Origin of the sequence: Streptomyces sp. YIM 98790 (genome assembly GCF_011421595.1) — a bacterium.
GTDB lineage: Bacteria > Actinomycetota > Actinomycetes > Streptomycetales > Streptomycetaceae > Streptomyces.
Genome location: NZ_WTLH01000328.1, coordinates 1 through 3,501 on the forward strand (window position 1 = coordinate 1; position 3,501 = coordinate 3,501).

At 77.8% G+C, this 3,501-nt stretch carries 3 protein-coding genes; all 3 read right to left on the reverse strand.

Annotated elements, in window-relative coordinates; translation table 11 throughout:
- Positions 1-102: 102 nt before the first annotated feature.
- Positions 103-312: a helix-turn-helix domain-containing protein gene (locus GQS09_RS30835; RefSeq protein WP_313896378.1), complete on the reverse strand. Its 210-nt coding sequence runs from the start codon at positions 310-312 to the stop codon at positions 103-105.
- The gene (locus GQS09_RS31140) at positions 245-1,537 is read right to left on the reverse strand and encodes a PucR family transcriptional regulator (RefSeq protein WP_399552624.1); all 1,293 of its coding nucleotides are present in this window, start codon (positions 1,535-1,537) and stop codon (positions 245-247) included. The genes GQS09_RS30835 and GQS09_RS31140 overlap by 68 nt, the downstream gene beginning before the upstream one ends.
- 386 nt (positions 1,538-1,923) lie before the next feature.
- Positions 1,924-3,501, reverse strand: a 1,578-nt coding sequence (locus GQS09_RS30520) for a LuxR family transcriptional regulator (protein WP_279577807.1), incomplete at its 5' end; no start/stop codon positions are given.

Genomic DNA, 3,501 nt, shown 5'->3' on the forward strand with positions numbered 1-3,501 from the left:
CCGGCGGCGCCGGAGGAACGCGGGCCGTGCGGGGCCGCGCACGGCCACGCGGGGCCGCGCGGGCGTGCGGGGCCGCGCGGCGGTACGGGCGCTTCCCGTGGCTCAGGGGATGCGCAGCATCCGGTGCGCGGTGAGGGCGAGCGACAGTTCGGCCGTCTCCCGCGGGCTGGCCAGCGACCGGCCGGTGAGCCGCTCGTAGCGGCGCAGCCGGTTGAGCACGGTGTTGCGGTGGCAGGACAGCCGCTCACCGGCCCGCTGCGCCGAGGCGTCGCACTCCAGCCAGGCGGTGAGCGTCTCCNGACAGCCGCTCACCGGCCCGCTGCGCCGAGGCGTCGCACTCCAGCCAGGCGGTGAGCGTCTCCAGCAGCAGATCGCGGTCCATGGGCTCCAGCCGCAGCAGCGGCCCGAGCACCCGCTCGGTCAGCACCGAGCCCAGCTCCGGGGAGGACACCACCAGGGCCGCGGCCAGGTGTTCCTCCAGCAGCGCCACCCGGCCGTCCGCCGGGCAGGCGGCCAGCGCCTTCTCGGCCAGCTGCCGGGCCTCGCCGACCGCCGCCAGACCGTCCACGGCCGGGCTGATGCCGACCCGCACGCCCGTGCCGGTGCGGCCGCGCAGCTCCTCGGCCAGCTTCTCCGGGCCGCCCTCGGCGACCGGGGCGATCGCGAAGTCGGCGGTCTCGGTGCGGTGCCAGACCAGGCCGGCCGACTGGCCGGGGCCGCCGTGCAGTGCGGCCCGGCGGGGGCCGGCCACCGCGGCGACCGCGTACCGGCCGCGCTCGGGCATGTCCAGGGCGGCGGCGATGTCCGGCAGGTCGGAGACCCGGGCGGTGCCCTCCAGCAGCGCCTCGGTCATCAGCCGCAGCCGGTTCTCGCGCCGCCAGGCCATCTCCCGCTCGGTCGCCCGGTACGCCTCGGCCGCGATGGAGCAGTGCTCGTCCACGAAGTTCCACACGTCACCGGCCACATGGACCAGCAGCCGCATGGACTCCGGTTCGCGCTGGGCGGCGATGTCCAGCAGTTCCCGCCAGACCGCGCCGCCGCCGAGCCGGAAGGCGTGCAGCAGGGCGTCCAGCGGCAGGCCCTGGCGGGCCCGGTCGGCACCGATCCGCCAGGTGCAGCGGCGGGCGGCGTCGCGCAGCTCCTGCGGGTTGATCAGGCAGCCGACGCTGTGCCGGAGCGAGCGGTGCACCTCGTGCCAGAGCACGTCGGAGTCCACGACCGGGGAGCGGTAGGCGGGCTCCTGCTGGTTGATCAGCTCCACCACCTGGTCGGTGAACTGCGGCAGCCGGTGCATCAGCAGCTTGGCGGTGCGGCGCAGCACGGCGATGGACTCGATGTTGCGGCCGGCGGCGCCGCTGCCCCCGGGCAGTGCGGCCGCACCGGGAGCGGCCGGGGAGGAGGGCTGGGTCAGGGTCATGGTCCCGGCGCGCCGGCGGGCCGTCTCGGTGCGGCCGGGCGCGGGGGCGGAGCGTTCGGCGGGTGTCGCCAGGGCCGGTGGTCTGGTTGCGCGCTCCCGGGTACGGACAAGTGGTTGCATCGCGGACCTCCACCTCTTCGGGGCGGTGCGGGCGGCTCGTGCACCCATGGCGGGACAAGCGGGATGATGGTGAGACCCGGCCGGTGATCCGGCTCCGTGGCAGGGGGCGACGGACGACATACCGACCAGTAGGTCACCGCATCATGGCGCAGTAATCCGCCCGATTCCACCCCGGCGACGGGACCTGTCGGAGATTTCCCGCACCCCGGAGCGGACGCAGGGCCGCTGAACAGCCCGGGTGACCCAGCGCACCCGGCCGCTCACACATCACGATCGGGCAAACCGGCGGAAACAATCCCGCCGCGCACCACGACGCAGCCCCGGTGCGGGCCCCGCCGGGACCGCCGGGCCCGGCGGGGCGGGGGCGGCGATGCCCCCGGCAGGGGTCAGCGGGGGGCGTCCGCGGTCGTCAGCAGGCGGGTCAGCTCCACCCGGGAGCGGATGCCCAGCGTGCTGAACACGTTCCGCAGATGGTGGTCCACGGTGCGCGGGCTCACCGCCAGCCGGGCCGCGACCTCCCGGTTGGTGGCCCCTTCCGCCACGTGCCGGGCGATGCGGAGCTGCTGCGGGGTGAGCCCGGCCAGCCGGGAGAGCCCGGGCGGTCCGCCCTCCCCCGGGGTCTCCCCGCCCACCCGCAGTTCGGCACGCACCCGCTCGGCCCACGCCTCGGCGCCGCACCGCTCGAAACCGACCAGCGCGTCCCGCAGCACCTCCCGGGCCGCCCCCGGGCGGCGGTGCCGGCGCAGCAGCATGCCGTGCAGCAGCTGGGTGCGGGACCGCTCGAAGTCGCTGTCGGCCCGGCGGTGCGCATCCAGTGCGCGGGCGAACAGCCGGGGCTGTTCCTCCGGCCCGGCCAGCAGCGCCCGGCAGCGGGCCAGCTGCGCCGGGGCCTGCGGGTCGGCGGTGACGGCCACCCAGCGGGAGTAGACGGCCAGCGCCGACTGGGCGGTGCGGCGCGGCCGTCCGGACAGCACCACGGCCTCGATCAGGCACGGGGTGGCCAGCATCCGCAGCGCCGGATGTCCCTGGCCGGGACCGGGCCGGATCAGCGGCTCCAGCCGCGCCGCGGCCTCGTCCCAGCGGCCCCGGGCCAGGTCGCAGCGGGCCAGGCTCCAGGCGGCCAGGGTGTCGGCGGCGCGCAGCCCGTGCGGCCCGGCGTACGCGGAGGCCGCGGCGGCGTGCCGGGCGGTGCTCTCCGGGTCGCCGTCCATGGCGGCGGCCATGGCCAGGATGGCGTGCAGATGGGCGGCCATGTTGCGCTGGCCGGTGCGGTGCGCGGCGCGCAGGCCCTCCTGGGCGTGGGAGCGGGCCGCCCCGTGCCGGCCCGAGCGGAGTTCGGCGTAGGCGAGCAGTTCCAGGCCGTTGGCCTCCAGCAGCCGCATGCCGAGCAGGCGGGCGGTGGCCAGGGCGTGCGCGGCGAGGACCCGGGACCGGCCGACCTCGCCCAGGATGACGGCGGCGACCGCGGCCCGCATCAGGCCGGCCGGGTCGCGGGAGGACCGGCCTCGCTCCGTCTCCCGGCGCAGCGGCTCCAGGGCGGCGTCCAGCCGCCCCCTGACGGCCAGCGCCACCCCCTCGACGTAGTCGTCGTGGCAGCCCTCGCCGCCGTGGGGCCCGGGGGCGTCCGCCGCCGGGCGGAGACCGGGCACCGGCGGGGTGACGGTGCCCCCGGCCCAGGCGGCCTCGGTGGCCCGGCGGGCGGCTTCCCGGGCGGTGCCCGGCTCGTGCCGGTGCAGCAGCCGCGCGGCATGGGCCAGCGATTCCACGGCGTCCGTGATCACCCCGGTCTGGGACTGGAGGGTGCCCAGCAGCAGCATGGCCCGGCCGCGGGCGACGTCACCGGCGGGCAGACGCAGCGCACGCTCCAGCATGGCCCGGGCCCGGTCCGGCCGGCCGACCGCCCAGCTCCGCCCGGCCGCCTCGGTGAGCAGCCGGGCGCGCAGGGCCGGAGCGTGATCGGCGGC